The organism is Streptomyces caeni (assembly GCF_042678285.1).
GTDB classification, from domain to species: Bacteria; Actinomycetota; Actinomycetes; order Streptomycetales; family Streptomycetaceae; genus Streptomyces; species Streptomyces caeni.
The window spans coordinates 82,120-108,170 of sequence record NZ_JBHUDX010000005.1; the positions used below are offsets into that span (position 1 = coordinate 82,120).

At 72.9% G+C, this 26,051-nt stretch carries 21 protein-coding genes and 3 pseudogenes; 10 read left to right on the forward strand and 14 right to left on the reverse strand.

Annotation, left to right across the window (positions count from 1 at the left end):
- Positions 1-204: 204 nt before the first annotated feature.
- A complete protein-coding gene (locus tag ACFSL4_RS02715; RefSeq protein WP_381077897.1) occupies positions 205-1,125 on the reverse strand; it encodes a MurR/RpiR family transcriptional regulator in 921 nt (306 codons plus the stop codon).
- Between the two features lie 164 nt (positions 1,126-1,289).
- Between ACFSL4_RS02715 and ACFSL4_RS02720 the strand changes: the two genes are divergently transcribed.
- Positions 1,290-1,679 carry a hypothetical protein gene (locus ACFSL4_RS02720; protein ID WP_381077899.1) on the forward strand — a complete coding sequence of 130 codons (390 nt, stop codon included), beginning with the start codon at positions 1,290-1,292 and terminating at the stop codon, positions 1,677-1,679.
- A gap of 9 nt (positions 1,680-1,688) precedes the next feature.
- On the opposite strand, the gene ACFSL4_RS02725 is transcribed toward ACFSL4_RS02720, so the two are convergent.
- Positions 1,689-2,525 carry an ATP-grasp domain-containing protein gene (locus tag ACFSL4_RS02725; protein WP_381077902.1) on the reverse strand — a complete coding sequence of 279 codons (837 nt, stop codon included), beginning with the start codon at positions 2,523-2,525 and terminating at the stop codon, positions 1,689-1,691.
- Positions 2,526-2,618: 93 nt separating this feature from the next.
- Between ACFSL4_RS02725 and ACFSL4_RS02730 the strand changes: the two genes are divergently transcribed.
- Positions 2,619-3,602 (forward strand): aldo/keto reductase, encoded by a 984-nt coding sequence (locus tag ACFSL4_RS02730; protein ID WP_381077904.1) that lies wholly within the window; start codon positions 2,619-2,621, stop codon positions 3,600-3,602.
- Between the two features lie 185 nt (positions 3,603-3,787).
- On the opposite strand, the gene ACFSL4_RS02735 is transcribed toward ACFSL4_RS02730, so the two are convergent.
- On the reverse strand, positions 3,788-4,084 hold the full coding sequence (locus tag ACFSL4_RS02735; protein ID WP_381077906.1) for a hypothetical protein: 297 nt from the start codon (positions 4,082-4,084) through the stop codon (positions 3,788-3,790).
- A gap of 251 nt (positions 4,085-4,335) precedes the next feature.
- Here ACFSL4_RS02735 and tgmA point away from each other — a divergent pair, with 251 nt between their 5' ends.
- Together tgmA and tgmB are read left to right on the forward strand one after the other, a co-directional pair.
- Positions 4,336-4,527, forward strand: a complete 192-nt coding sequence (tgmA, locus tag ACFSL4_RS02740) for a putative ATP-grasp-modified RiPP (RefSeq protein WP_381077909.1) — start codon at positions 4,336-4,338, stop codon at positions 4,525-4,527.
- A gap of 14 nt (positions 4,528-4,541) precedes the next feature.
- Positions 4,542-5,498, forward strand: a complete 957-nt coding sequence (gene tgmB, locus ACFSL4_RS02745) for an ATP-grasp ribosomal peptide maturase (RefSeq protein ID WP_381077911.1) — start codon at positions 4,542-4,544, stop codon at positions 5,496-5,498.
- Between the two features lie 157 nt (positions 5,499-5,655).
- Here the strand turns inward: tgmB and ACFSL4_RS02750 are convergent, their stop codons facing one another.
- Together ACFSL4_RS02750 and ACFSL4_RS02755 are read right to left on the reverse strand one after the other, a co-directional pair.
- Positions 5,656-7,272: a protein kinase domain-containing protein gene (locus tag ACFSL4_RS02750; RefSeq protein WP_381077914.1), complete on the reverse strand. Its 1,617-nt coding sequence runs from the start codon at positions 7,270-7,272 to the stop codon at positions 5,656-5,658.
- Between the two features lie 300 nt (positions 7,273-7,572).
- Positions 7,573-8,140 (reverse strand): annotated as a pseudogene (locus ACFSL4_RS02755) (TIGR03557 family F420-dependent LLM class oxidoreductase); the annotation flags it as partial.
- Positions 8,141-8,314: 174 nt separating this feature from the next.
- On the opposite strand from ACFSL4_RS02755, the gene ACFSL4_RS02760 reads away from it, so the two are divergent.
- Both ACFSL4_RS02760 and ACFSL4_RS02765 read left to right on the forward strand, forming a co-directional pair.
- Positions 8,315-9,781 (forward strand): serine hydrolase domain-containing protein, encoded by a 1,467-nt coding sequence (locus tag ACFSL4_RS02760; RefSeq protein ID WP_381077966.1) that lies wholly within the window; start codon positions 8,315-8,317, stop codon positions 9,779-9,781.
- Between the two features lie 534 nt (positions 9,782-10,315).
- Positions 10,316-10,891 (forward strand): DUF6817 domain-containing protein, encoded by a 576-nt coding sequence (locus ACFSL4_RS02765; RefSeq protein WP_381077917.1) that lies wholly within the window; start codon positions 10,316-10,318, stop codon positions 10,889-10,891.
- 16 nt (positions 10,892-10,907) lie between these two features.
- Here ACFSL4_RS02765 and ACFSL4_RS02770 read toward each other — a convergent pair whose 3' ends face one another.
- A complete protein-coding gene (locus ACFSL4_RS02770) occupies positions 10,908-11,339 on the reverse strand; it encodes an ASCH domain-containing protein (RefSeq protein WP_381077919.1) in 432 nt (143 codons plus the stop codon).
- A 445-nt stretch (positions 11,340-11,784) separates the two neighbouring features.
- Complete coding sequence (locus ACFSL4_RS02775) at positions 11,785-12,315, reverse strand: SRPBCC family protein (RefSeq protein WP_381077922.1); 531 nt, start codon at positions 12,313-12,315, stop codon at positions 11,785-11,787.
- 43 nt (positions 12,316-12,358) lie between these two features.
- Between ACFSL4_RS02775 and ACFSL4_RS02780 the strand changes: the two genes are divergently transcribed.
- Positions 12,359-12,595, forward strand: a complete 237-nt coding sequence (locus ACFSL4_RS02780; RefSeq protein WP_381077972.1) for a hypothetical protein — start codon at positions 12,359-12,361, stop codon at positions 12,593-12,595.
- A gap of 191 nt (positions 12,596-12,786) precedes the next feature.
- On the opposite strand, the pseudogene ACFSL4_RS37665 reads toward ACFSL4_RS02780, so the two are convergent.
- Positions 12,787-12,891, reverse strand: a pseudogene (locus ACFSL4_RS37665) (UBP-type zinc finger domain-containing protein); the annotation flags it as partial.
- Positions 12,892-13,102: 211 nt separating this feature from the next.
- Between ACFSL4_RS37665 and ACFSL4_RS02785 the strand changes: the two are divergent.
- Positions 13,103-13,975, forward strand: coding sequence for a universal stress protein (locus ACFSL4_RS02785; RefSeq protein ID WP_381077925.1), 873 nt, complete (start codon positions 13,103-13,105; stop codon positions 13,973-13,975).
- Positions 13,976-14,199: 224 nt separating this feature from the next.
- Here ACFSL4_RS02785 and ACFSL4_RS02790 read toward each other — a convergent pair whose 3' ends face one another.
- The 4 genes from ACFSL4_RS02790 to ACFSL4_RS02805 form a co-directional block, all read right to left on the reverse strand.
- Entirely contained in the window at positions 14,200-14,955 is a 756-nt protein-coding gene (locus ACFSL4_RS02790) for a dienelactone hydrolase family protein (RefSeq protein WP_381077969.1), read from the reverse strand.
- Positions 14,956-15,047: 92 nt separating this feature from the next.
- A complete protein-coding gene (locus ACFSL4_RS02795) occupies positions 15,048-16,307 on the reverse strand; it encodes a DUF4032 domain-containing protein (RefSeq protein WP_381077927.1) in 1,260 nt (419 codons plus the stop codon).
- Between the two features lie 126 nt (positions 16,308-16,433).
- A complete protein-coding gene (locus ACFSL4_RS02800) occupies positions 16,434-18,365 on the reverse strand; it encodes an AMP-dependent synthetase/ligase (protein WP_381077929.1) in 1,932 nt (643 codons plus the stop codon).
- A gap of 246 nt (positions 18,366-18,611) precedes the next feature.
- On the reverse strand, positions 18,612-19,562 hold the full coding sequence (locus tag ACFSL4_RS02805) for a TauD/TfdA dioxygenase family protein (protein ID WP_381077931.1): 951 nt from the start codon (positions 19,560-19,562) through the stop codon (positions 18,612-18,614).
- 369 nt (positions 19,563-19,931) lie between these two features.
- On the opposite strand from ACFSL4_RS02805, the pseudogene ACFSL4_RS02810 reads away from it, so the two are divergent.
- A pseudogene (locus ACFSL4_RS02810) lies at positions 19,932-20,093 on the forward strand (NPP1 family protein); the annotation flags it as partial.
- 173 nt (positions 20,094-20,266) lie between these two features.
- On the opposite strand, the gene ACFSL4_RS02815 reads toward ACFSL4_RS02810, so the two are convergent.
- Complete coding sequence (locus ACFSL4_RS02815; protein WP_381077934.1) at positions 20,267-21,754, reverse strand: C40 family peptidase; 1,488 nt, start codon at positions 21,752-21,754, stop codon at positions 20,267-20,269.
- Between the two features lie 265 nt (positions 21,755-22,019).
- Entirely contained in the window at positions 22,020-22,277 is a 258-nt protein-coding gene (locus ACFSL4_RS02820; protein WP_381077936.1) for a hypothetical protein, read from the reverse strand.
- Positions 22,278-22,733: 456 nt separating this feature from the next.
- On the opposite strand from ACFSL4_RS02820, the gene ACFSL4_RS02825 reads away from it, so the two are divergent.
- Positions 22,734-26,051, forward strand: a 3,318-nt coding sequence (locus ACFSL4_RS02825) for an HAD-IC family P-type ATPase (protein WP_381077939.1), incomplete at its 3' end; no start/stop codon positions are given.

Genomic DNA, 26,051 nt, shown 5'->3' on the forward strand with positions numbered 1-26,051 from the left:
GGCCGGAGCCGCCGCCACGGACACGCCGGCGCCCGTGGGTAGGAGCGGACGGCCCCGGTTGTCCGTAGGGTGTGAAACCGGGAGGGGAAGCCCGGTTCACGATCCGCGAGAAGTATTTATATATACCGGCGGATATGCAAGGACATGAAAAAATTCACGGTCGATTCGGCGGGAAGGATCCGGATTTATGACCGTGGGTCAGGGTCAGTCCTTGAGGAAGAACTGGTGCTGGTCGGCGATCTGCTCGTACTCCTCCAGGCGGGCCTGGGTCCGCTCCGGGTCGGCGTCGGTCATGGCCTGCAGCAGGGCCGCGGCCATCAGGCCGGGGGCGGCGTACGAGTCGAACACCAGGCGCGAGCCGGTGCCGGTGGCGAAGACGACGTCGGCCTCGTCGGCGAGCGGGCCCAGCCCCAGATCCGTGACCAGGGCGACCTTCAGCCCCGCGCTGCGCGCCACCCGCACCGCGGTCAGGCTCTCCTGGGCGTGCCGGGGCATCCCGAACGCCAGTACCCAGGTGCCGCCCGCCTCCCGGGACTGGAGCAGCGCGTCGTAGGCCACACTGCCGCCGCGCGTGATCAGCCGCACGTCGGGGTGGATGCGCCGGGCCCCGTACGCGAAGTACTCGGCGAGTGAGGCGGAGATGCGCAGGCCCATCACGGTCAGCGGCGTCGACGCCGACAGCTCCCGTCCGAGGCGGATGACCTGGTCCGGATCGGCGAAGTCCCGGCGCAGGTTCTCCAGGTTCTCGATCTCGGCGTCCACCGCGGCCTGCAGTTCGTTGCTGCGGTGCTCCGCCACCGTGCTCGGGCTGCCGAGTGAGCTCAGGGCGATGGCCTGGAGCTTCTCCCGCAGCGCGGGATAGCCACTGAAGCCGACGGCCGCGGCGAAACGGGTCACCGAGGGCTGGCTGACACCCACCCGCTCGGCCAGGTCCGTGATCGACAGGAACGCGGCCTCGGTGATGTGCTCGATCAGGTACTGGGCGATCCTGCGGTGCCCCGGGGACAGATGCGGTCCGTCGAAGAGCTCTCTGAGCTGGGAGGCGGGAGCGGCACCCGCCTCCGGGACCGTCTTGCCGGCAGTGATGGCAGCTGCCTGCGCGCGTGCCTGCTGCGGCGATGACACCGGACCGCCTCCCTTTGTGTCCCGAGGACTCTCAACATAGCTCACCACGCCGCTGACCAGGGGCAGAGCTCCGAGAGGCGGAAGGACCACCTCCGCCGTACCGTCGAGCATGGGGCCCCGGGGGGCGGGGTACCCGCCTCGGCCATCGACGGAGAGGAGCGGCCGTGAGCTCGCCCGTATCGCATGTGCCCCAGGTCGAGGTGGTGGTCAGCGGCTGCTCGGCGGCCGACGCCGGGAGCCTGTTCGCCGAGCTGTGCCGGCGCTTCGGCTCGGACCGGTCCCTGGACGACGCGCCCCACGAGACCGCGGGTGTCCGGCCCACGATGTGGACCGGGACCTTCGACACGTCGGCCGCCCCCGGCCGTTTTGGGCGGACGGCACCGCCGCCGCCCCTGTCGGGACAGGTGACGGCCGAGCTGCAGGGCGAGCCGCGTGCGGTGGAGCGGCTGCGGCGAGCCCTGGACGAGACCTTCGTCGTCCACCAGGTCGGCGCGGTCTCCGGCGACCAGGAGATCGAGGTCGAGCTGCGGCTGGAGAGCCGCGCACGGACCTGAACCGGGCACTCAGGCGCGCGGCCGCGCCTCCAGGAACCGGTGCAGCGACGCCGTCATGGCGGCGACGAAGGCGTCGCGGGTCCGGCCGGGGACGAGGTCCAGGGACAGGTAGGGGTTGAGGTCCTCCAGCTCCACCAGCAGAAGCCCGCCGTCCCGGGTGCGGCAGGCGTCCACGCGCTGGATGCCGTGGTCGAGGGTGTTCCAGTCGATGAAGTGCCGGGCGAAGGCGAGATCGGCCTCGGCGGGCTCGTAGGGCTCAAGGACCCAGCGCCGGCCGGGGTCGGGGCCGTACAGGGCGTACTGGAAGACGCCGTCCACGTAGTAGAACGAGACCTCGTAGCGGAAGTCGATGCGCGGCTGCACCAGCACATCACCCCAGGCGACGTCCTCCAGCCGGTCCCGCGGCACGAACCGCAGACCTATGGAGTCCGCACCGGACTTCGGCTTGACGGCGTACACGGCGGACTCGGGCAGCCGCCCCAGGTCCTCCGGCCGGCCGGCGGTCGGTATCACCGGGTGGCCGGCCGCGGTCAGATCGAGCAGGTACTGCTTGCCGGCCATGTCGCCCCGGCCCGTCAGCGGGTTGTACACGCGGGTGCCGCGGGCGGTGGCCCGGGCGCGGAAGGCGTCGTACTCCTTCCGGTAGTGCAGCACGGGGCCGCTGTTGCGGACCACGACCGCGTCGAAGCCGTCCATCAGTGCCGCCGCGTCCAGTGGGTGGCACAGCGCGATGCCGAAGTCCGCGCGCAGCCGGGAGGAGAGTGCGATGTCCTCGTCGCAGTAGCGCCGCCCACGCGCCTGGTAGGCGAGGTCGGTCACATACAGGAGGCGGGGACGGGCGGGCATGCGGTGGCTCCTCGGTCGGTGGCCACCAATGTAGCCGGGGCGCGCGGCAGGGCAGTGGCGTGCGCGACCGGACGCGGATGACAGACTGGCGGCATGGAAGAGCGAGAATTCGGCAGGTCGGGGCAGCACGCGTCGGTCATCGGCCTGGGTACGTGGCAACTGGGCGCGGACTGGGGCACCGTGGACGACAAGGACGCCCACGAGGTGCTGGAGGCGGCAGCGGAGTCGGGGGTGAGCTTCTTCGACACCGCGGACGTGTACGGCGACGGGCGCAGCGAGCAGACCATTGCCGCCTTCCTGCACGGCAGGCCGGACCTGCACGTCCTGGTGGCGACCAAGATGGGCCGCCGCGTCGAGCAGATCCCGCAGAACTACGTCCTGGACAACTTCCGCGCCTGGAACGACCGCTCCCGCCGCAACCTCGGCGCCGACCGTATCGACCTGGTGCAACTGCACTGTCCGCCGACGCCCGTCTACTCCTCCGACGAGGTGTACGACGCCCTGGACACGCTGGTCGAGGAGGGGCGTGTGGCCGCGTACGGCGTCAGTGTGGAGACGTGCGACGAGGCGCTGACCGCGATCGCCCGCCCGAACGTGGCGAGCGTGCAGATCATCCTGAACCCGTTCCGCATGAAGCCGCTGCGCCGGGTCCTCCCGGCCGCGCGGGAGGCCGGCGTGGGCATCATCGCCCGCGTGCCGCTGGCCTCCGGCCTGCTGTCGGGCAAGTACACCAAGGACACGGTGTTCGCCGCGAACGACCATCGCACCTTCAACCGCCATGGCGAGGCGTTCGACCAGGGGGAGACCTTCTCGGGCGTCGACTTCGCGACGGGCGTGGAGGCGGCGGCCGAGTTCTCCGCGCTCGCCCCGGAGGGCTTCACCCCGGCCCAGTTGGCGCTCGCCTGGATCATTCAGCAGCCCGGCGTGACCACGGTGATCCCCGGTGCCCGCTCGGCGGACCAGGCCCGTGCCAACGCGGCGGCCGCGAGACTGCCCCGGCTGCCGCAGGACACGCTCGACGCGATCGAGAGCCTGTACGACCGGCGGATCAGGGAGCAGGTCGAGGACCGCTGGTAGGCGCCCCGGCGAGAAGAGCGGTGCGGACGCCCGGCTGGGACGCCCGGCTGAGACGCACAGTAGGGACGCCCGGCTGGGACGCCCGGCTGAGACGCCCGGCTGAGACGCACAGTAGGGACGCCCGGCTGGGACGCCCGGCTGAGACGCCCGGCCGGGGCGCCCGGCCGGTGAGCCGCTCAGGCCGGTCAGGCCGTCAGGGCCGAGCGTGCCGGACGGGCGGTGCCGGGCGTTCCACGGGCGGCGGCCCGCACCCGGTACGTCGTCTTGGCCCGGTCGACCACCGGATCTCCCAGCACGATCCGGCCGGCCGCCTGGAGCGCGTCGCACTCGTCGGTGGGCAGCGCCATCGGGCGGCCGTCCGGCTGCCAGTACCCGTACCTGCGCCGCCCGTTGGCGTGGACCGTGAGGAAGACCGGCACACGCTGGTCCGTGATCAGGCGCAGCACTTCGGCAGCACGGGAACTGAGCCGAGGGCGCGTCATCGTCGGTCAGCCTTTCGGGCGCTGGTGAACGGGCATCCCGCTCCGAGGGCGAGATGATCTTTCCCCCCGCATTGTTGCCGAGGGCACTGACACCGCGCACCCACCTTGCCGAGACCCGTTCGGCCGGACCGGGGACGGGGCCATGGCAATGTGATGACCTTCACCCTGATGTGGCGGAAAGTGATGAATTCCTTACGGGAGGCAGACGTAAAGGGATACGAAGAGGCAACCTGCGATCGTGGAGGTGTCCTGTGCGACCGTTCACTCTCAACTACGCGCTGCCCCGAGCGCTTCCGGCCATGGTGACGCCGTACCGCTTCGACGCGTTGCGGCAGTTGAACGTGCTCCCGGACGGCCGGCCCGCCGTCAGCGATCGTGCGCTGCTGCGCGCGGCCGGTACGACGACGTCCACCGCCGGTTCCCAGACACACTTCGACGACTGACGGCCCGCACGCGGATGACGGTCCTCATCCTCACGTCGGAGCAGGACGTGACCGCCGACATGGTGGTGGCCAGGCTGCACGAGTGGTGCGTTCCCGTGATGCGCCTGGACCCCGCCGACCTTCCCGGCAAGGCGGTGCTGTCCGCCGACTACGCCCACGGCGACTTCGACGGCCACCTCTCGGTGAACGGGCACGTCCTGAGCATGGGCGGCCTGCGCTCGGTGTGGGTGCGCCGGCCCGGCGAGCCGGCCGCACACGCCGCGCACCCCTCGCCGTGGCTGACCGCCGAGACGCGCCAGGCCCTGTACGGCATGCTCTACTCGGCCTCCACCCGGTGGATGAACCACCCCCGCAACGCCGAGCAGGCGCGGTACAAGCCGTGGCAGTTGCGGATCGCCCACCTCAGCGGCTTCGCGGTGCCGCCGACCGTCGTCACCACCGCCCCGCGCCTGGCCCAGCAGTTCGCCGAGGAGCACCGCGAGGTGGTGGTGAAGTCGGCCTCGGGACCGCCGCCCGGCGATCCCGCGCTGGCCTTGCCGACCACCCTCGTGGACCCCGGCGCCGACTTCTCCGCGGTGGCGGCCGGCCCCGCCCTGCTGCAGCGTTACATCCCCAAGCGTGCCGACATCCGGCTGACCTCCGTCGGCACCCGGCTGTTCGCCGCCCGCAAGAGGGCGTCTTTCGGGCAGATCGACGGCCGCTACGGCGACACCGGGCACTCCTGGCGGTCGGCCGGGGTGCCCGACCGTATCGCGAAGTCGGTCCACGAGTACCTGGCGCTGTCCGGCCTCGCGTACGCCGCCTTCGACTTCGCCGAGGACGAGGAGGGCCTGTGGTGGTTCCTGGAGTGCAACCAGGGCGGGCAGTTCGGGTTCGTGGAACTGGAGACCGGACAGCCGATAGCGGAGGCCGTCGCCCGGTGGCTCGCACAACGGACAAGGGACCGCCGCACCCCCGACGGCCTCCGGTGAGCCGCACGCCCGGACACCGCCATCCGTCGTCCGCCGCCCGGGTGGCGGTTCGGCGGCGGCCGGGCGCGACGGGAAGGCCGGTGGCCGCCGGGACGCACGGGGGCCGGCGAGAGGGGCGGTGACGGGCGGTCCGGTGGGTGCGCGAGGCCGCCGCGCGTCAGCCCGTCGGCGGCCGGAAGGTCCGCAGGAACTCGGCCAGGGCCTGCCGGTTGGCGGGACTTTGCGCGTCGGCGGCGGGCGTCGTCCAGCGCAGCGAGTAGCCGTGCCCGTCGCCGACGAGGAAGCCGCGGCCGAAGGTGTGCACCCGGACGCCGTTCACCGTGGACAGCCACTCCATGTCGGCGCCCTGGTGGCCCCGGTAGGTCACGGGGCGGATGTCCCCCACCCGCTCGTAGCCGGCATACGTGCTGTCCAGCGCCTGCTCCAGCGACTTCCAGACCGCGACCGGGTCGGGACCCAGGCCCGCGCTGTAGGTGACCGCCAGGCTCCGCGGATCGCCGCTCGCGCCGAGCGTCACCCGGTAGGTGCCCCCGCCCGCCGTGTCGGTGGTGACCGGCTTCCACCCCCGCGGCAGGTCGATGGAGAAGCCCTGCGGCGCGACATAGCGGCGGAAGAGCGGGGCCGGGTCCTGCGGGGTGCTCGGCGACGCGGACGGGGAGGAGGTCGCGGTGCGACCCGGCCGCGGAGGGGGCGTCGCGCGGTCGGTGCCGCCGGGCGAACCGGCCGGGGAGGGCACCCCGGAGCGGGACGGCTCCGCGCCCGATGCACCCACGCCGTTGCCGGACGGGCGGCCCGCCGTGACGAGGACGGCGACCGACGACGCCGCGACCACGAGCCCTGCGCCCACCAGCACCGACCGTCGCACGGCCGGTCTGCTCCAGGCCCGTCCGGCCCGGTGGGCGACCTGCCACGCGCCCCGGAAGCGCGGCAGAAGCATCTCCTGCGTGGGTTCGTCGAGGTCCTCGTCGACGATGCGGGTCAAGGACGCGCGTACCGCGGGTTCCGGGACGCGCTCCAGGGCGTCCCGGCGGAGCAGTCCGGTGACGGCAGGGGCGAGCGGGCCGGCGTTCGCCGGGGACCGCAACGGCAGCCGGTCCACGGCGCGCAGCGTCGCCTCCGCCGAGCCCCGGTCCCGGAAGGGCGGACGGCCCTCCACCATCGCGTACAGCAGTGCCCCCAGTGCCCACTGGTCGGCAGCCGGACCCGCGCTCGAGCCGCGGGCCTGTTCGGGGGCAGCGTACGAGGGTGCCGTGACCCGCTGGGTGACGGACGTCCCGATCAGCCCGAAGCCGGTCACGACGACCGCGCCGCCCTCCTGTACGAACACCTGCCCGGGACTGAGGTCCCCGTGTGTCACCCCCCGGCGGTGGGCGGCCTCCAGCACGTCGAGGATCCCGAGCCCGATGCGGGCCGCCCGCACATGGTTGAGGGGACCGCGGGCCAGGATCTCCCCGAGGGGGGTGCCCTCGATCCGCTCGGTCACGGTCCACAGGACACCGCTGTCCTCGACGACATCCACCACGGTCGCGACCAGGCCGGGGCACAGCGCATCCATGGCCTCCGACTCGCGCAGGATCCGCGCGATCGTGCGGCGCGGGGTGACCTCGGGCTGCAGTGGGGTGAGCCGCGACTGGAGCAGTGAGACCGGGCGTTGGAACTCCATGTCCTCGCCGAGCCAGACGGTCCGCCCGTCCTCCCGGTGGACGGCCTCGACCGCCCGGTATCGTCCGGCGATCAACTCCTGTGTGGAGACCTGCCCGTCGTCCATCGTCATCCCTCGCAGCGAACCGTTTCCCGGAGGTACGGAGGGCGTGACGGTGGGTGTTCAAAGAAATGAGGTTTCCACGGTGCGGATTTCGGTTTTCCGCCCAGAACTCAGCGCTGACGGGCCTGAAAACGTTACCCGCCGCCCAACCGGCGGGTAAGCAACCGTTGGTTACCTTCCGTGGCCGCCCCGACGTGTGACTCCGCGAACGCTGCCGCCGCGGCGGGGAGTTCTCACAGCGGTTCGCCGAGCTGCTGCCCGGTCCGCCCTCCAGCGACCCGTTCCGCGCGGGCAACGCGGCGGCGCCGGCTCCGATGACGAGGTCGGCGAGCCGGCCCGCCAGCGCGCAGGACCGCTTCCCGGAGACGGCGACCCCGATCGGCGGCGGCTCGTCCGGCAGGTCCCACAGCCGTGCGGAGCCCACGGTGAAGTGCCTGCCCCGATGGCTGACATGACCGCCGCCGAACAGGCCGCGGATGATGCCGATCGCCTCCTCCAGCATCTCGTGCCGCACCTCGATCGACGGCCATCCCCCGCCCACCGCAAGCTCGTTGAGGTTCTCTCCGGAGCCGAGACCCAGCGGGAACCTGCCCTGCGACAGCAGCTGCACCGTGGCGGCCTTCTGTGCCACCACCGCCGGGTGGTACCGGACGGTCGGGCAGGTCACGTAGGTCATCAGCAAGATGCCGGAGGCGGCCTGGGCGGCGCCCAGCACGCACCACGCGTACGGCGAGTGCCCCTGGGCCCGCAGCCAGGGCGTGTAGTGGTCCGAGGCCACGGAGAAGTCGAAGCCCGCCGCCTCCTCCCGCACCACATGGTCGACCAGTTCTCGCGGACCCGCCTGTTCGGCCATCATCGTGTATCCGATATGCACCATAGAGCGCGGGTTCCCGGCCTTGGCGCACGAAGACCGGGCGGCGCGTCTCACTGGCCGGATTGCGCCCGTTGAGATCATGGACATGCCGTGAGCCGGAGCGGAGGATGGCGGATGCACGCAGACGGTGGGGCGGTGCCTCACCACCGCCCCGAACCCGTTCTGGAGGCCCGCCGCATGAGCGCCCGCCCGCTGCCCGTCAGCACGCCCGCCGAGCAAGGCGTCGACGCCCGCGGGATCGAGGCGTTCCTCGACACGGTCGAGGCGGCGCCGGACATCGAACCGCACAGCCTCATGATCGTGCGCCATGGCCGCCTGGTGGCCTCCGGCTGGTGGGCGCCCTACACCGCCGAGCGCCCCCAACTGCTGTACTCCCTCAGCAAGAGCTTCACCTCCACGGCCGCCGGACTGGCCGTCGCCGAGGGCCTTCTCGACCTCGACGCGCCCGTGCTGTCCTACTTCCCGGAGTTCGCGGCGGACATCACCGACCCGCGCAGCCGCGCCATGCGGGTGCGCCACATCGCGTCCATGGCCAGCGGGCACCTCACCGACACCGCGGACGAGGCGTTCCGGCTGGACCGTGCGGAGCCCGTACGGGGGTTCCTGCTGATCCCGCCGGACCGTGACCCCGGCTCGGTCTTCGCCTACAACCAGCCCGCGACCTACACGCTGGCCGCGCTTGTGCAGCGGCTGTCCGGCCAGTCGCTGACCGAGTATCTGCGCCCGAGGCTCCTCGATCCGCTCGGCATCGGCGAGGTCGCCTGGATCCAGCATCCACGCGGCCGCGACCTGGGGTTCAGCGGACTGCACGCCACCACGGACGCGATCGCCCGGCTGGGCCTGCTCTACCTCCAGGACGGGGTGTGGGAGGGAAGGCGTCTGCTGCCGTCCTCCTGGGTGGCGGAGGCGACGCGCCCGCACGTGTCCACCGCCGACAGCACGGCCGTGGGCGCCGCCTCGGACTGGCAGCAGGGCTACGGCTTGCAGTTCTGGGCGTCGAGGCACGGCTTCCGCGGCGACGGCGCGTACGGTCAGTTCTGCGTCGTCCTGCCCGACCACGACGCGGTGATCGCGACCACCGCGGCGACGGTGCAGATGCAGAAACTGCTTGACGCGATGTGGCGGCATCTGCTGCCCGCGTTGGGCCCCAGCCCCCTCCCCGGCCGCACCGACGCGGACCAGGCACTCCGGCACCGCCTCGACCGTCTCGCCCTGCCACCGGTCGCCGCGCGTCCCGGCCCCGCAGCGGATCCCGGTCCCTGGCCGGGGGCGCGCTTCACACCGCGGGGCGGCCGCTGCGGCGACCAGCCGACCCTGACGGCGGCCGAGGTCACCGAGGAGGACGGAGCCTGGACGGTGACCCTAGTCGAGGACGAGGACCGTCTCGCCCTTCGCCTTCCGGAGGCCGGCTGGGCCGTCGGCGAGGGTCCCGTCCCCACTGCGGCGAGCGGCGGCTGGACCGGCCCGGACACCCTGCGCGTCGACGTCCTGTTCCTGGAGACACCGCACCGCCTCACCGTGACCTGCGCCCTCGACGACGGCACCTTCACGGCCCGCTGGCACACGACCCCGCTGCACGCCGGCCCGTTGCGCCGTCGCCGGGCTCCCTTCCCCTCCCGGGACGGCTCGACGGGGCGGGGCTGACGCCCGGCGGTGACGGGGTCTCCCACACCACCGCGGCGCCGCATCCCGCATCCGCCCGTTCGTGCGCCTTTGCCGGTGCCGATCACGGCTGGGCAACGGGGCCGATTCTCCGCGGTTCGATCCGGTACCGGTCCCGGCACCGGATCGATGGCGTCCCGCCAGGTGGTGTAGGGGACCAAGACACCGGAATGCGCAGGCCAGGCACGCTGTCCCCGCTCGATCGGGTGCCCAACTCGCCCCACTGGGGGGCTCCGTGGGCTGCGCCTCCCCGCAGATCGCCATGGGCCCCGAAGCGGAATGCGCAGCGCTTGATCCCCTGCACCACGTCGCGGGACACGACCACCGGATCGGTTCCGGGCGGCCCCGCCGTACGCCGGACCGGGCACGGACCGACAAGGCGTACGACTGACGCCTCGATCGGGCCTGCCTGCGAAGACGCGGTATCGCCGGAGGAAGCGCAGCGCGGCAGTCTTCTGTCCTACGATCACGAATGCCTCAGACCAGACGACGATCGTTCGGACGGGTGATGTCGAGATGACCGCAGAAGCGCTGACGATCTTGCAGGCGGCCGGAGCCGAACGGATCGAGCACCCCGGCGGGACACTGCTGGCGCACCTGCAACGAGTCAGCGCCCTCCTCGCCTCCTGGGGTGCCCGCCCGGCGCTGGTGTCGGCCGGGCTCTGCCACGCGTTCTACGGGACGGACGGGTTCCCGGTCGCGCTGTTGGACCTTGGGCGCAGGGCGGAACTGGTCGAGGCGATCGGCGTCGAGGCCGAAGCACTCGTCTACTTCTATGCCTCCTGCGACCGCAAAGCCTCTTACCAGGGGCTCACCGATGACCGAGGCACGTTCGTCGACCGGTTCACCGGTGCACGGATGCATCCAAGCCTCGAAACACGCCGGGACTTCGCCGAACTCACCGCCGCCAACGAACTGGACATCGCCGCAGTCAGCCCAGAAGTCCGCACCCGCTACGGGGCGGACCTGCGCGACCTGTTGACGCGATGGCGGCCGCTGCTGTCCGAGCCGGCCTGGGCGCACTGCCGCAGCGTGCTGGGCCAGGCTGACCGCACCAAGCCGCACCTCGCGGTCGAGCGGGACAGAAGCTGAATCGAGTCGGATGCGGTCAGCGATCACGCCGTGCGCCGGGCTCGACCACCCGAAAACGTTCGGCGACGACGAGAGTGTCATCGTCGATGACGGGGGTACCACCCAAGAACTCGCTCACGCCATCGCTCCGGAAGAACTCTTCGTGGGCTGCCCGCCACTGTGCGACGTCGGAGTAGCCACGTCCTTCGGCTCGCGCGAAGTCGTCGTCGATCTCCTTCATGGGAACGACCCGTACGTCGACGAGCTCGATCGTGACGGCCGGACGACCCTCGGAATCGAGCACCGAGAACCGCTGGCCGGGCTGCGGCACCGCCTCTCCGGCGTGCTCGTACAACTCCAGGAGACCCGTGAGCGCGGTCTTCTGTCCGCTCAAGATCGCTGCGACGCCTCGATCACGTTCCGGACCAGGAAAGGCGAGTTCAAGAGTCGGAAGATCATCATGTCCCATCAGAAGATGGTACGAAGCCCGGTCGCGTTGATCAATGGTCATCGCCCCGCTCGCCCCGGCACCCAGGGATCGATGTGGACTCCGCCCTCGGCGGTGCTCACCAGCACGCCACCGGTCCCGGAAAAGGGGGACCTGCGGAGGGAACCGCCCGGCGGTACCCCTCTGTCGAACAGCGGCAAAAGCGCATGACGGTCGACACCGGAGCCGGACAGCGCGGCGACCCCCCGCAGTTCGAGGCTGTCTTGGGCCGCACCCGGGTTGGCCGGATGCCGGGCCGGGCCGACCCGGCATCCGGCCAACCCGGGTGGCGCGGACGGGGCGTACGTCTCCCGCGAGAACCATGCTCACCTACGACGGCGCGGCATCCGCCGCACCATCCCGGACAAAGCCGGCCAGGCCCGCAACCGCAGGAAACGCCGCTCGGGTGCTCCCTCGCAACAGAACCTCAGATGCCTTCCTGAGCCAGCGTCTTGATGCCGCGAAGGGTGGCCTCCATCCCGGCGCGCAGTTCCTTCATCCGGAAGGCAATGATCTCTTCCTCTCGGTCCGGCCAGCGACCGAGGGCCAGCGTGACTCCGCTGCGGCCCGGTCCGATGAGGGCCGACTGCCGCAGCCGGGTGCCCTCTCCCTCGGCTGTGAGTTCGTAGCGCCAGGTCGCCATGGACTTCGCCGGATCCAGCGTCGGTTCTCCGTATCGGCCGTCCGCATCCGTGACGGCCCAGGCGAACACCCGTTGCTCGTCAAGCTCGACCACATGGGAGACGGTCCGCCACTCGCCGAGTTGCGGGTGATGGTTGTAGCCCTCGAAGCACCTTCCCACCAGGGGCCGGTCCGCGCCGTCGAGCCAAGCGACGCGCTGCAGTTCAGGGCCGAACCGGGCGGGCAGGCGAATGTCGGTCACCAGCTCCCAGACCCGCGGCACGGCTGCCTCGACATGAACATCGCAGTGCACACTCGGACCGTCGGCAAATCGCATGGCACCCCTCGATGTCGGACCCAATGATCATCCACTCGTCTCTGTGGTGATGGGGGCTTGGGCCGGGCGGGCCGCCCACGACGGCACCGATCCCGGCAAACCCCGCATCGTCTGGAACTACGCGAAAGCCCGCGCCGAACGCGTCGACGCCCTGGTCACCGATGCGCTGCATCTGCTGGGCCACGTGCCCGACCAGGAACCGAGCGCTGCAAGCAGCCGCCCGCCAGCAGGCCGCCACCGACCTGGGCTGGCAAGCCGACTACCGCCGCCGGCCTTCTAGGGGGTGTTTCGAAAGTCCTGTGCGGTGCCCGCGGTGTCCGGTGCGTGCTCTCGGCGTGCCGGACGAAAGCCCTCGTACTGGACGTACTCGGGGTTTCGGCCGGTGCGGCGAGAGGGGGCGCCCCCTGCTCGAAGAGCCTGGGGGAGCGTGCCGGGCACCGTGGGTGCTGTGCGGGACTTCCGAAACACCCCCTAGCCGAGCATGTCCGCCCAGTCGGCCGGTACCCGGCCCGCCGGCCCCGGCGTGGGCTGGTCGGCGGGACGGCTGGCCGGGGGAGCGAGTTGCGGCCCGGACTCCGGCACGGGACACGCCCGGGTCGTCGTCCACGGTCAGGATGACGGTCCGTGCCGCCGTGCCCGCAGCCTGTGCCATCAAGTCTCCCACCTCGAGCTCCTCGGCGTCCCGGCCATCGTATGTTCGATCTCTCCGCTTCGCTCGGGAACCGGGAACCGGGGACCGCCCGGCCCGGTAGCGTGGGAAGCCGGATCATGCACTGGGAGGAACCGAATGACCCGCCCGATCACCGTGGGAGTGGACGGATCACCGGAGAGCGTCGCCGCCGCGGCCTGGGCGGGCCGCGAGGCCGTGCGCCGGGGGCTGCCGCTGCGGATCGTGCACGCGTGGCAGTGGCAGTCCTATGACGTCCCTCTCGACGCCGACCGCGAGACGCAGGGTCAGTGGGCGCGGGAGGTGGCGCGCGAGGCCGAGCGGGTCCTCACCGACCGCCATCCGGGACTGACCGTGGCCGCCGAGGCCCTCCAGGCCCCGCCCGTGGAGGCACTGGTCGCCGAGTCGGCCGAGGCCGAGCTGATGGTGCTGGGCTCGCGCGGGCACGGAGCGGTGGTGGGCTTCCTGCTGGGCTCCGTGGGCCAGCAGGTGATCGCCGAGTCCGTCCGGCCGGTGGTGCTGGTCCGCTCCGACGACCGGCCGGCGGCCGAGGCGGCGGGCCGCGAGATCGTCGTGGGCCAGCACGGGGAACCGGATGACAGCGCGCCCGCGCTCGGGTTCGCGTTCGCGACGGCGGCGGCCAGGGGAGCGGCCGTACGGGTCGTACGAGCCTGGAGCCTGCCGCCGGTGTTCGCCTACAGCCCCGCCTCGCTGAAGCTGCTCGACGAGGCCGGCGGTCTGGAGCCCTACGAGAAGAAGGCGCTCGACGCGGCGCTGCGGCCCTGGCGGGAGCGCTACCCCGACGTGCGGGTGAGCGAGCACGTGGAGATGGGCAGCGCGGCCCAGGTGCTGCTGTCCGTGACCGGTGACGCCCAGCTGGTGGTCGTGGGGCGCCGCGCCCACCGCTCGGCCGTCGGCGCGCGCATCGGCTCGGTGGTGCACGCCCTGGTCCACCACGCACCGTGCCCGGTGGCCGTGGTGCCGCCCGCCTGACCCGAGGACGGCCACCGGGACGGGGCGGCGCGCCGTGCGGTGGGCGGGGCCGCACCGCGCCGGGCCGGTCGCGTCCCGGTGGCGCACCAGCGCGGTGTCCGCCCTGCTGCCCCGGGCGCCCCCGGAGGGCGGCCGGGGCAGCAGGGCCGGTCCTCGCGGGAAGGATCTGGCCCTCTCCGCGGTGTGCCCCGTCCCGTGCCGTGCCCGGTGCGGTCCCGTGGTGCTCACAGGGCACGGTCCAAGAGTGCCAGCAGTTCCCTCCAGTGGCGTTCCGCCGCCTCCGGGTGGTAGCTGGAGGTGTCGGCCTGGGTGAAGCCGTGCTGCGCCCCCGGGTAGACCTCGGTCCGGTGGCGGACACCCGCTTCGGTGAGGGCCTTCTCCAACCGCTCGATCTGCTCGGGCGGCAGCGAGCGGTCCTGGTCGGCGTGGCCGAAGTAGACCTCCGCGGTGATGCGGCCGGCGACCAGGTGGGGGCTGTCGGGCGTGTCGGTCGCCAGAGCTCCGCCGTGGAAGCCGGCGAGCGCGGCGACCCGCTCCGGGTGGGAGCCGGCGGCGCGCAGGGCCAGCCGGGCGCCCATGCAGTAGCCGATCACGCCCACCGGCCCGTCGGCGGCCTGCGGGCAGCCGGCGAGCCACCGCAGAAAGGCCTCGGCGTCCCGCTCGGCCGGATCCGGAGTGAGCGAACGGATGAGCGGTGTGATCCGCTGGAAGAGCTCCGGACGCGCGGACGTGTCGATGAAGTCCGGCAACTCGACCACGGGCGCCCGCCCTTGCCGGTAGAACGCATTGGGCACGAGGACCGTGTAGCCGTTGCCGGCGAGGCGGTCGGCCATGGCTCTCAGGCCCGGGCGCAGCCCGAAGGCGTCCATGTAGAGCAGGACCGCGGGGTGGGGCCTGTGGTCGTCCGGGTGGGTCAGGTAGGCGTCGGCCGTGCCGTCCCTGGTGGGGATGTCCACGGATGTTCCACGGGTGGCGGTCATGGGGGTCTCCTGCCTCTCGACGTCCAGCCGGTCCTCGAACGCCATCTTCGCAACGCCGTCCGGCGGCGTCAGAGGCAGGACCGCCGGAGCGTTCACACCCGCGGCGGTAGGGGATCGTCCTCGTCGTGGGGGTCGGCCGGCGTCGCGCGGGCCTTCGGCAGGACGGTGGTGATGTAGTCCCGGACGGCCGTGTCCAGACCGATGTCGTGCTGGGCGCGCTCGGACAGGTACCAGCGGTGTTCGAGCAGTTCGTGGTACAGCTCGGCGGGATCCATCGAGCCGCGCAGTTCACGGGGCACGGCACGCACGGTGGGCCGGAACACGTCCCGCACCCAGCGGTGGGCGAGGACCTCGGGCCGGGCGGCGAGGGGGTCGCCGGGCACGTAGTCCTCCTGGGTGGCCATCCAGCTCTCCAGGTCGTTCAGCAGCCGCCGGGCCTGGTTCTCCTCGGCGTCCAGTCCCGCCAGCCTGAGCAATTGCCGCTGGTGGTGGCCGGCGTCGACGACCTTCGGCACGAAGGTGACGGTGTCACCGCTGGACGAGCGCGCGATCTGCATCTCCGCCACGTCGAACCCGAGGTCGTTGAGCCGGCGGATGCGGCGGTCGATGTAGTGGTACTTGCCCGCCGGATACACGGACGTGCGGGTCAGCTCCTGCCACAGACCGCTGTAACGGTCGCAGATCTCGGTGCCGAACGTGATGGGATCCACGGACGGGTGCAGCGCCCCGGACGCCTCCAGGTCGAGCAGTTCGCCGCTGATGTTGACGCGCGCCAGATCGAGGTCGTACTCCCGCTGCCCGGTGCTCAGGCGGGCATGCAGCTCCCCCGTCTCGGCGTCCACGAGGTATGCGGCGTAGGCGCCCGCGTCCCGCCGGAACAGCGTGTTGGACAGCGAGCAGTCGCCCCAGGCGAACCCCGCGAGATGCAGGCGGACCAGGAGCACCGCGAGCGCGTCCATCAGCCGGTGCATGGTGGCGGGCCGCAGCGTCGTCTCGAACATCGAGCGGTAGGGCATGGAGCCGCCCAGATGCCGGGTGATCAGCACCGGTTCGAGGGATTCACCGCCGGGGCCGGTGCGCCCGGTGACCACGGCGAGCGCATCCACGGCCGGGATCCCCAGCCGGTCCAGGTCCCGCAGCAGCTCGAACTCCCGTACCGCGGGCCGCTCGGCGAGTTCCTTGACCGCCACCACCTCCGCGCCGGCGCGCGCGTAGCGCACCACGTGCCGGGAGATGCCGCGCGGCAGTGGCACCAGATGGTGCTCCGGCCACTCCTCAAGGGGCAGTTGCCAGGGCAGGTCGAGCAGGAGCGCGGGATGCTCCGGGTTGGTCGCGCTGATCCGCAGAGCCATCGATGGACCGTCCTCGCCTCACGGTGGGCCGTCGTGCCGGGAGCATCACCGCACCCCGGCGGCCTCCGCGTCAACAGGCGGACCGGATCACGGACGTCGATCCGCGGGAGCGGGTCCGCCCGGACCTCACCGCGCGCGCCGGAACACGTCGTCCGAGTCGTCCCAGGTCGGCAGCTCCTCCGACCTGCGCTCCCGGGGAATGCGCGCGGAGGACTGGTACATGGCGTCGATCTCCACCGCGTACCGGCGCGTGATGGCGTCCCTGCGCAGTTTCATCGACGGCGTCAGCAGTCCGTTGGTGACGTCGAAGGGCTCGGGCAGGACGCGGAAGACCCGGATGGACTCGGACCGCGACACCGTGGTGTTGGCCGCGGCGACGGCCCGCGCGACCTCCTGCCGCAGCGCGTTCTCCTCGCGCGCATCCCGCCCCGGCGTGTCCCCCTGTGCGAACAGGAGGCCGCGCCAGTGGGCCAGGAACTCCGGGTCCAGGGTGATCAGGGCGCCCACGCAGGGCCGGTTGTCGCCCACGACCACCGCCTGCTGGATGAGCGGATGGACCCGCAGCCGCTCCTCCAGCGCCGCCGGGGCCACGCTCTTGCCGCCACTCGTGACGATGATGTCCTTCTTGCGGCCCGTGATGGTCAGATATCCCTCGGAGTCGAACTGCCCGATGTCGCCTGTGGCCAGCCAGCCGTCGCGCAGCGCCATGTCCGTGGCGTGCTCGTCGTTGACGTATCCCTGGAACACCGACGGCCCGCGCACCAGGATCTCGCCGTCCTCGGCCACCCGCACGTCGATGCCCGGCAGGGGGCGCCCCACGGTGCCGGACTTCTCCCGGCCCGCCGGGTGCACGGTGACGCCCCCGCTGGTCTCGGTGAGCCCGTACCCGTCGTTGACCGGTATTCCGATCCCCGCGTAGAACAGGCCGAGTTCACGGTGCAGCGGCGATCCGCCGGACACCGCCCCGTACACCCTTCCGCCCAGCGCGGCGCGCAGCTTCCGGTACACGGCCCGGTCGTACAGGGTGTGCTGCAGCTTCAGGTCGAAGCCGGGGCCGGGACCGGCGCCCAGCCGCTGCCGCTCGACCGCCAGGGCGTAGTCCTGCGCAGTGCGCACCGCCCGTTCGAACAGGGCTCCGCGGCCGGCCTGTTGGGCCGCGCGGAGGAACTTCTTGTAGAGCTTCTCGAGCACGTACGGGACCGCGTACAGGTACGTCGGACGGAACGTCAGTAACGCCGATGCCAGGGCCTCCGCGTTCAGTTCGGGTTCGTGGCCCATGAGGAACCCGCCCCGCAGGCACACCTGCTGGATCATCAGCCCGTACACGTGCGAGAAGGGCAGGAAGGCGAGGACGGCGGGCTGCACACCGGGCGGTGCCACGGTGTGTGCCCAGCCGGCCAGCAGCGTGTCGCAGGGGGTGGCCAGGTTGCGGTGGCTGAGCGCGCACCCGCGGGGGTGCCCCGAGGTGCCGGAGGTGTAGGCGACCACCGCGGTCGAGTCCGGCAGCACGATCCGGCGCAGCGAGTCGACGGTCGTGGCCGGCACCGGGCGGCCGCGCTCCACGAGTTCGTCCAGCGCACCGGTGTCCAACTGCCAGACGTGGCGCAGCAGGGGAAGCGAGGCGCACACCGATCCGACGGTCATGATCGCCTGTTCGTCCTCGACGACCACGGCGACGCAGCTCGCGTCCCTGAGGATCCATTCGACCTGCTCGTGCGAGGACGTCGGATGGATCGGCACGACCTCGGCGCCGATCGCCCACAGGGCGCAGCTGAGAACGGTCCACTCGTACCGGGTGCGCGCCATGACGGCCACGCGGTTGCCGGGGCGGATGGCCGAGGCGATCAGGCCCCTGGCCAGATCGACCACCTGGTCCCGCAACTGCCTCGCCGTCACGGGGGCCCAGGTCATCCCCGCAGGGTCGGTGCGCCGGGCGATCTGCGGCAGGTCGGGGGCCCGGTTCGCCGTGTCGAAGACGCTGTCGGCGAGCCCTCCCGTCATGACAGGTCCCTCCGACAAGACCGGGGCGGTCGGCCGGCCGTTCCCGAAGTCGCGCATGCGCCGCTCCCCGTGCTGTCCTGCGACGTCGCCGATGGGTGCAGGATCGGCGGGGCTCGAATGTAGCCGAGGTTGCCGCCGGACGCGCCGGAAACCGGCAAGGAACCTTCGAGAAACGCCGTCATGGCGTCCGCGCTGGTCAGCGGGAACGTTCCGGCGGGCACCGTACGCGCTGCGTGCGGCATGCCTCGGCAGCGTGGTAGACCGTCGCCGCCGGGCGGTGCGGGCCGGGCGCCGGGCGCCGTGTCACCAGCGGCCGGGCTCCGGGCCGGTGATCGGTGCGGACGGCGTGCCGTCCGGGCCCACCGGGATGTCCCCGGAGAGCATCACGCGGTGCATGATCCGGGGATGCCCGGGGGCGACGAGGTCGCCGGGGGCGAGATGGACGGTGGACCGGTTGTCCCAGAAGGCGACACTGCCGGCCTCCCAGCGGAACCGGACCGTGTACTCGGGGCGCGTGGCCTGCTCCAGGAGCATCTGCAGGATGTGCGCGCTCTCGGCGCGCGAGAGGCCGAGGATCTGCTCGACGTAGTAGCCGTTGACGAAGAGCACTCGTTCGCCCGTCTCGGGGTGCACCCGTACGAGCGGGTGCTCCGTGGCCACCTGGTGATCCAGCAGATGACGCAGATAGGCGTCGTCTCCCGGCCGGGCCTGGTAGCCGACGCCCAGCCGGTGTTCGGCGCGCAGACCGTCGGCGAAGTTCCGTACGGGCGCGGACAGTCCGGCGTAGGCGGCCGCCAGATTCGACCACTGGGTGTCCCCGCCGTACGGGGGCACGGACTCGGCGCGCAGGATCGTGGCCGCGGGCGGATCGACGCGGGCGCCGTGGTCGCAGTGCCAGCCCCGCAACGGCGAGTGGCGCCTGCGCCGCAGCCACTCGTCGTGGTCCATGCCGTAACGCCCGCCCAGTTCCAGGCGGTCGGCCGTCGTCTCGACCTCCGGGTACTCCCGCGGCGACACGCTGCCGCGCCGTGCCGGGGCCACGGGTTCGCCGAACCGGCGCGCGAACGCGATGTGCGCGGCGTGGTCCAGGTGCTGCTCCCGGAAGAACACCACTTTCCGGCGCAGCACGGCCGTGCGGATCGCGGCCACCACGGCGTCGTCCAGGTCGTCGCGCAGGTCGACCCCGGTGATCTCGGCTCCGATGTGGCCCGCGACGGGCCTCACCTCGATCCCGGTCCGGCTGTGCGTCGTCATGCGTTCTCCGTCCGTCGTGCGTGCGGACCTCGGAGCACCAGCATCGCCCCGTCCGCCGCCGATGCGACAGACCGGCCACTCCCGCGGTGGCCGGTCTGCCGCCGTCCCGCGGTGGCGCGCCGTTCTCCGAGGACGCGCCGAATCCCGGCTGCGACTTCCGGTAGCCGCGGGGGCCTTCCGCGCGGGGGCGGAAGGAGGGGGGCGTACACCGGCTCTTGCCGCGCCGGCCGGATGTCCGGGAGATTGTTCCGAACATGTCAATATGGCATGCCCCCGCCGCCCACCGCGGTCCATCAGGAGGACGCAGTGACAGTCGACAAGGTCTCGCGGTTCCGCAGAGCCTCGCTCGTCGTCGGCAGCGCCGTCGCGTTCCCGGCACTCGTCGGCTGGAACGGCTACCCCCCGGGGCTGCGCGACAAGCTGAGCCAGGCCGATTTCGGCAGCGCCCACTTCGGCCTGAAGGACGGTGTCTTCGCCTCCCATCTCGCCAAGGCCCAACCGTCCGGCATCGCCTTCGACCCCAACGCCTGACGTGCGCCGCCGGTGCCCCGCCCCGGGACACCGGCCGCCTCGTCACCCTTGAACCTGGTCAGCTGTCCCTGACCCGCCCCGGGGGAGACCGCGGGCCGGTCCGGGCCGGAGGCACGTGCGCCGCGGCCGGCCGGGGTGCGGTCGAGTGGCGCCACCCGCGTGACGGCGAGGGTTCACACCGGCCGTACGGCGCCGTGAACCGGCGGTGTTCCGGTGTGGAAGACCGGCTCCTCGCGTATGAACGCCCCGGGGCCCGGAGCGTGGATCATCATGCCGTTGCCGACACAGAGCCCGACGTGACCGGCGTGGTCGGCGTTGTCCTGGAAGAAGACCAGGTCGCCGGGTTGCAGGGCGGTCAGGGGGACCGCCGTGCCGGCGGCTGCCTGATCCCGCGCGGCGCGCGGGAGGCTGACTCCCGCGGCCCGCCAGGCGGCCTGGGTGAGACCGGAGGCGTCGTACGACTCGGGTCCGCTCGCGCCCCAGACGCACGGCCTGCCGATCTGCGCGCGGGCGAAGGCGAGCGCCTTCGCCGCCTTCGTGTCGTACGCCGGGGCCGGGATACCGCCGGTGCCGGCGAGGGGGTCGCTGCCGGCGAAGGGGGCGGTGCCGGTGAACGCCCGGGCGCCGGTGAGTGATGCGGTACCGGTCGGCGATGCGGTGCCGGGGAGTGATCCGGTGATGGCGAATGACCCGGTGTCGACCGGCGATCCGGTGACGGTGAACGATCCGGTGTCGACCGGCGATCCGGTGACGGTGAACGATCCGGTGTCGACCGGCGATCCGGTGACGGTGAACGATCCGGTGTCGACCGGCGATCCGGCGACGGTGAATGACCCGGTGTCGACCGGCGATCCGGCGACGGTGAAGGCTTCGGTACGGGGGACGCCGTCTCCGCCGGCATACGCATCGGCGGCGGAGGGAGCCGCCACGGTGGTGGGGTGGCCGGTGCCGGGCATGCCCATCGGCTCGGTGGCGGAGGGGGTGGGGGATTGGGGCAGCCAGGCCGCCTGCCGAGCCTCGATCGCCGCGAGCGGCGTGCCGCGCCGTGCGGTGCCCCGGGCCAGTACCTCACGTGCCGCGAACAGTTTCCGCTGGCTCTGCTCCTTCGACGTCCGCACGGGTGAGGTCCGCGCGGCGGCGGTGGGAGCGGCGGCCGGGGCCGGCAGGGCCTTGGGGGTCTCCGGCTGCCTTTCGGAGGCGGCGGCAGGCAAGGCGGCCAGGAGCAGGGCGATCAGCTCGGCCCGGGGAGCGGCGGCCGCCCCGGCGGTCGGCCCGCTGGTCAGCTCCCGGACGGGACGCCCGGCCGCCTCCAACTCCCGGCCGCTGACGTCGCCACCCGGCCGCTTCGCCGGGCTGGTGGGCCGGGCGACCGCCGGGCGGTCGGGCATCCTGTCCGAGGGCAGCAGCGCCGGAACCGTCGGGCCCAGCGTGGAGCGCGCCGCGTCGAACCACTGCCGGGCGACGCTGTCGAGGGTGGGATCGGGACTCCTGCGTCCTCCGCTGCGCGCAGCGCCCCCGCGCCCCCGCGTGCCCGTCGTCATCGCGCGGGTCGCGTTGTAGTTCCCGGTGGCGGTCTCGGCCTGGTCGTAGAGGGAGTGGATCCGCCGCCGGACCTCGGCGCGACTCGGTCCGTCCGAGTGCGGGGTCTGCTCCGGCGCCATGGGAACGTGCTCCTTCCGTGCTCCGCCTGCCGGGACGGCTGCCTGGCGCGGGCAGAGGCTTCCGAAGGCGTGCCCAACGGCCTTGCTCTGCCGGGCAGTCCGGGTGCCACGGATCGGCGGAGGCCGCGCGACCCGGCGAGGTTCGCCGGAGCGAGTCGTGCTGCCCGCCGGTCAACCTAGCCAACGTGTGTGCCTCATGTGAAGATTGAAGCGCGATATGTCCGATACATAATTGTGACTTTCGCGCTGACGTTCTCCCAGATTCTCAGGAGGAGGCCGAGGGGGGTGTCGGCGAGCCGCCCCGCCGGAGCGCGGCGTAGCCGATGCCGAGGCCCAGGGCCACCGGCCACTCGAGGGCGCCCGCGACGGCCAGTGCGCCGAGTCCGGCGTACAGGGGCAGGCCGCGTTCGGCGGGCAGCGCGCGACGGGCGGCGGCCATGGGGACCGAAACGGCGCCGACGACCCGGGTGACGGCCCCGCCGAGCCCCGGGACGGTGATGCTGACCGTGCGTGCGCCGGACACGGCGGCCGGTTTCCTCCCGGCGGCCGGTTCGCCGGCGGGCTTCCTCACCGCTTTCGCGGTCGGCTTCGTCATAGCCTTCGCCGGCGGCTTCTTCGCCGGTTTCTTCGCCGTGCTCCTGGTCGTGCTCTTGGCCGTGCTCATCACGGCCGACCCGCGGCCGGATCGCTGCCCGGTCCGCGTCGTGGAGGCGGCGGGGCGCGGCGTCTTCGTACCCCTCGTACCCGGGCGTTTCCCGGCGGTCTTCGGCGTGGTCACGGTTCACATCCGTTCCTGGGTCCCGGACTTCACCCCCCTCGGCACCGCAGACGCTACCCGTGGCGCAGCGGGGCGGCGAGCCGGGAAGCCGTTCGGATCAGCCCGCCGGGCGGGAGCAGCCGAGCCGGGTCATGATCGGATCCGGACGAGGACGAGGGATCGGGCTGCTCGGGAGGTGGCAGGCGGATGTCGCCTGTGTCGATGGCAAACTTGCCCCTGCTGGGCCCCCTGGCCGGGGGCCTGGCGGGTGGTGTGGCCGCGGGAGTGCACGGGGCCGCGGACGTGACCGCCACGCTGTTCGGATTCCGGCGGCGGGACGTGTGGACGCGCCCGGGACGCTGCCACATCGAGGTGCGAGGGGTGCAGGGCCCCCGCGGCACATGGCTGATCCGCACCGTGGAGCGCGCACTCGAAGAGCATCCCGGCGTGCTGTGGGCACGGGTGAACGCCCCGGCGGAGCGGGTCGTCGTGGAACTGGCCTCGCCGCCGCCACCGCTGCAGGAGCTGATCCGGATCATCGCCCACGTGGAGGCCCACGAGGCAGCCGGCGTGGAGGAGGGCGGAAACGGACCCTACGACGCATGGTGCCCGGAGCCGCATCATCCGTGTGAGGCGCCGCGCAGACGGCCGGCGCTCCCGGTGCTGGCGGCGGACATCACGGGGCTGTTCCTCTCGGTGGCCACGCGGCTGTCGCCGTGGACGCCGCTGCCGGCCGAGGCGGGGGCGCTGGTCACCGCCGTCCAGTTCCACCCCTGGCTGCGCAGGCTGACGACATCGGGCCGCACGGATCACGAGCGTCCCGGTTCCGTGGTCCCGATGCTCAACGCGATCGTTCAGGGCGTGGCCACACGCGGGGGAGGGCTGGTGCTCGACGCCGTGCAGCGCGTCGCGCAGTGGCGGGAGGCGAACGCGGCCCTGGAGGCGTGGGCGGAGGCAGAGCCGCGGCTGGTGCGGGGGCCGCACGACGCCCGTGCCGAGCCGATCGTGGTGGAACGCCCGCAGGCGCATAAGGACGTGACGGCGCGTTACGCCGAGCGGGCCATGCGGGCCGGCGCCGCCGTCGGCGCCCTGGCCACCCCCCAGGCGGGACCGCGGCGCGCGCTGGCGGTCGCCTTGGCGGGCATGCCGAAGGCGCCCGAAGCCGGACGGGAGGGATTCGCCACCAGCCTCGGCCGGTACCTCGCGCTGCGCGGCGTCGTGGCCATGGACAGCGGCGCGCTGCGACGCCTGGGCCAGGTGGACACCGTGCTCCTGGACGCGGAGGCGCTGCGCAGCGGCCGGTACGAACTGACCGACCTGACGGTGCTCGGCGACGCCCCGATCGCACAGGTCTCCGACCCGCTCTTCGCCCTCTTCGACCCGGCCGCGCCCGACCGCGTCCACCACGACGGCGAGGGCTGGGTGCTCGGCCCGCTGGAGGACCTCGACCTCACCGGTCCGACCGGGCGCGGTGCGGCGGACCGGCTGCGGCGACACGGCAGCGAACTGGTGCTGGGCCTCGCCTTCCGGCGGAGCCTGGTGGCCGTGGCGGGGGTGGCGATGCGGACACTCCCGGGCGCGCAGGCCCTCGCGGCGGCGGCCCGCCGTTCGGGTATCCGTGTGGTCCTCGCCAGCGACCAGCCCGACCCGCAGCTCGGCTTCGTCGACGCGATGGTGCCCGCGGGGGGCCGGCTGGTGGCGTCGGTGCGCGCGCTGCAGGCGGAGGGCGCCGTGGTGCTGCTCGTGTCAGGGAACCGCCGTGCGCTGGGAGCGTCCGACTGCGGCATCGGGGTCCACCGGGAGGAGCAGCCGCCGCCCTGGGGGGCCCACCTGCTGGTCGGCAGCGATCTGGACTCGGTCGCGCTGGTCCTGGCGGGTGCCGGCGTGGCCCGCCAGGTCGACCGGGACAGCGCGTTGCTGGCCGCGAGCGGCAGCGGCATCGGCGCGGTCGCCGCGATGCGGGCGCCGGCCGCCGAGGCATGCTCGCGCGGGCAGGCGGCGTGCAACACCGCCGGCGGCATCGCGTTCTGTCTGGGCGTCTGGCGGGCCCGGCACCTGTGCGCACGCCCCGTCACTCCGTCCGCGGAGACCGTCCCCTGGCACCTGATGCCGCCGCACCGGGTCCTGGAACGGCTGTGCACCCGTGTCGACGGGCTCTCCGCAGAGGAGGCCGCCGCCCGGGCCAGGGACCCCGGCAGGACGGGCGCGGCGCCGCGTACCACCTTGCTCTCGGCGTTCGTCGACGAACTGGCGAACCCGCTGACACCGGTGCTCGCCGGCGGGGCGGCCCTGGCCGCCGCCGTGGGATCCCGGGCGGACGCCGCGCTGGTCGCCTTCGTCACCGCCACCTCGGCGCTGGTCGGCGGCGTCCAGCGGGTGGGCACCGAGCGCGCCCTCGCCGAACTGACCGCGCGCTCCGCGGTCGGGGCGCGGGTGCGGCGCGGGGGCGCCGAGCGGCTGGTCACGGCGGAGGACCTGGTGCCGGGAGACATCATCCTGCTCAGGCCCGAGGACGTGGTGCCCGCCGACTGCCGTGTGCTGGAGGCCGAGGGCCTTGAGGTCGACGAGTCGTCGCTGACCGGCGAGTCGCTGCCCGCGGCCAAGGACCCGGCGCCGGTGGTCGCCTCGCATCTGACCGAGCGCCGCTCCATGCTCTACGAGGGCACGACCGTCTCGGCCGGGGAAGCCGTCGCCGTGGTCGTGGCCACCGGAACGGCCACCGAGGCCGGGCGCACCATGGCCACCGCGCGGGAGGCCGCACCGGCGACCGGCGTCGAGGCGCGTCTGTCGTCACTGACCAAGGCCAGCCTGCCCGTGGCGACGGCCTCGGCGGTGGCGGTGGCCGGAGCGGGGCTGCTGCACGGGCGACCCCTCGCCGAGAGCCTGGCCTCGGCGGTGAACCTCGCTGTCGCCTCGGTCCCCGAAGGGCTGCCGTTCCTGGTCAACGCGGCTCAGCTGGCCTCCGCGCGCCGCCTGGCCGAGCACGGTGCGCTGGTGCGCAACCCCCGCACCATCGAGGCGCTGGGCCGGGCCGAAGTGCTGTGCTTCGACAAGACCGGGACCCTCACCGAGGGCGATCTCCAGCTCGCCGCGGTCAGCGACGGGGAGCGGACCGTCCCCCTCGCCCGGCTCGGACTGCGGCACAAGGCGGTCCTGGCCGCCGCGCTGCGGGCCACCCCGGCCGCCCGGCAGTCCGAGCCGATGGCCCACCAGACCGACCGGGCGGTCGACGCCGGGGCCCGCCGGGCACGGGTCTCGGTCGGCCGCGGGGCGCCCCGCTGGCGGCGCACCGGCACCCTGCCGTTCGACCCCTCCCGTGCCTACCACGCCACCACCGGCCGCACCGCCGGCGCCACCCTGCTCAGCGTCAAGGGTGCCCCCGAGACCGTGCTGGCACGCTGCCGGCGCCGACTGCTGAACGGGACGGAGACCGCGCTCGACGCCGCCGGACGCACGGCGCTCACCTCGGAGGTCGAGGAGATCGCCGGCGCGCGTTCGGGGAAGGCGATCGACCCGGGACACGGGGTGACCAACGAACTC

Bases quoted from the DNA above. Each gene is read 5' to 3' on its own strand.
- ACFSL4_RS02725 (WP_381077902.1), bottom strand. From the start codon at position 2,525: ATGCCCGCCCGTCCCCGCCTCCTGTATGTGACCGACCTCGCCTACCAG.
- ACFSL4_RS02730 (WP_381077904.1), top strand. From the start codon at position 2,619: ATGGAAGAGCGAGAATTCGGCAGGTCGGGGCAGCACGCGTCGGTCATC.
- ACFSL4_RS02735 (WP_381077906.1), bottom strand. From the start codon at position 4,084: ATGACGCGCCCTCGGCTCAGTTCCCGTGCTGCCGAAGTGCTGCGCCTG.
- tgmB (WP_381077911.1), top strand. From the start codon at position 4,542: ATGACGGTCCTCATCCTCACGTCGGAGCAGGACGTGACCGCCGACATG.
- ACFSL4_RS02750 (WP_381077914.1), bottom strand. From the start codon at position 7,272: ATGACGATGGACGACGGGCAGGTCTCCACACAGGAGTTGATCGCCGGA.
- ACFSL4_RS02760 (WP_381077966.1), top strand. From the start codon at position 8,315: ATGAGCGCCCGCCCGCTGCCCGTCAGCACGCCCGCCGAGCAAGGCGTC.
- ACFSL4_RS02765 (WP_381077917.1), top strand. From the start codon at position 10,316: ATGACCGCAGAAGCGCTGACGATCTTGCAGGCGGCCGGAGCCGAACGG.
- ACFSL4_RS02770 (WP_381077919.1), bottom strand. From the start codon at position 11,339: ATGGGACATGATGATCTTCCGACTCTTGAACTCGCCTTTCCTGGTCCG.
- ACFSL4_RS02775 (WP_381077922.1), bottom strand. From the start codon at position 12,315: ATGCGATTTGCCGACGGTCCGAGTGTGCACTGCGATGTTCATGTCGAG.
- ACFSL4_RS02785 (WP_381077925.1), top strand. From the start codon at position 13,103: ATGACCCGCCCGATCACCGTGGGAGTGGACGGATCACCGGAGAGCGTC.
- ACFSL4_RS02790 (WP_381077969.1), bottom strand. From the start codon at position 14,955: ATGACCGCCACCCGTGGAACATCCGTGGACATCCCCACCAGGGACGGC.
- ACFSL4_RS02795 (WP_381077927.1), bottom strand. From the start codon at position 16,307: ATGGCTCTGCGGATCAGCGCGACCAACCCGGAGCATCCCGCGCTCCTG.
- ACFSL4_RS02800 (WP_381077929.1), bottom strand. From the start codon at position 18,365: ATGCGCGACTTCGGGAACGGCCGGCCGACCGCCCCGGTCTTGTCGGAG.
- ACFSL4_RS02805 (WP_381077931.1), bottom strand. From the start codon at position 19,562: ATGACGACGCACAGCCGGACCGGGATCGAGGTGAGGCCCGTCGCGGGC.
- ACFSL4_RS02815 (WP_381077934.1), bottom strand. From the start codon at position 21,754: ATGGCGCCGGAGCAGACCCCGCACTCGGACGGACCGAGTCGCGCCGAG.